We start from the raw sequence: 1,272 nt of genomic DNA on the forward strand, positions 1-1,272 counted from the left end.
TATTTTTAAATTCTATAAGTTTTAAATGATTATTTTTATCGAAAAAAAGAGTGTCTGGAGAAGTTAAACTGGTATAACTCGGAAAACATCTTTGCTTAACCTCATTTACTTTAATTTCATCAAAATCAAATACTTGTATAGCACGATTTTGAACTAAAAATTGCGAATTAGAATCATCTTCTGAACAATCATGAAGTGTAGAAAAAGAATAGTTTTCTTCTAAATACTGTTTAATTTCTAGAACATCCAAAATTACTCCTCCTCTAGTTCCAATTCATCTCTTAAATTTTGAAGATCAAACATTGATTCCGCTAATTCATCATAAATATCACTTAATCTTTGTGTATAATCCTCTATGGTATAAAAATTAGGGTTTTGAGTATGCTTAGATTTATAATAATTTACTTTCCCCTCTATTCCATGTTTCATTGAGAACAGTTCTATAGCTTCTATAAAGTATGGGCTATGGGAAGTTACTAAAAATTTAATATTTAAGTATTTAGATAAAAGCACTATTAATTCAGCATATTTAAGTTGCCATTCTGGATGTAAATGTATTTCTGGTTCATCTAATATTACATACTCTACAGTATTAAACGCTCCGCTATTTTTTAAAATACTAAGAATAGAAAAAGATTTCATACCTGTTGAAAGGTTTGACAATGATAGTTTCTTATTACGATCACTATATGGAATTTCATAAAAACTTTTCCTTCCATTTATTGAAATATTACCATCTATAACCTCTTTCAAAATAGCATTAATCATCTCATCATTTTTCTTTTTTGAAAAAACATTTTCATCCGAATTTGTTTGTTTTAATAAATCAATAAGATATGATTTATGATTATAAGATAATTTCTTACCTCCCAAATATATTCTAATTGATTCAGAAATCTCATCAATAACTGTAGGATCATCTATGAAAATTGGTCTAACAAACTCTCTGTTTATATTAATCGTTGATGCTTCTCTGTCTAATACATCTTCTATGAAAACAAGCTTCCCACTATTATTATTAACCTCTGTAAATGAAATTGTTGATTTTAAATTATTAGATGTTAAATTAGAAATTTGAGAATTGAATTCATTGTTAAATACCGATTGCAACATTTCAAATTTCAAATTATCTTCTTTTAGAATATCTGTGTCTAATATCTTTTTAATTTCTTTGATACTCATTCTAATAAGAATATCATCTAAATCTACTTCCATTTCTCCTTCTAAATTTCCCGTTGTTAGACTTTGTGTTATGACGGTTTCTTCTAAAGA

2 protein-coding genes are annotated in these 1,272 nt (G+C 26.3%); both read right to left on the reverse strand.

Annotation, left to right across the window (positions count from 1 at the left end):
* Nucleotides 1–250: hypothetical protein (locus tag QI30_RS18745; RefSeq protein WP_148113884.1), on the reverse strand; the 250-nt coding region annotated here is incomplete at its 3' end.
* Nucleotides 251–252: 2 nt separating this feature from the next.
* Nucleotides 253–1,272 (reverse strand): AAA family ATPase (locus tag QI30_RS18750; protein ID WP_233600637.1); only part of this gene is annotated, 1,020 nt, incomplete at its 5' end.

The sequence above is a fragment of the Candidatus Kurthia intestinigallinarum genome (assembly GCF_003991225.1).
In the GTDB taxonomy this organism is placed as follows: domain Bacteria; phylum Bacillota; class Bacilli; order Bacillales_A; family Planococcaceae; genus Kurthia; species Kurthia populi.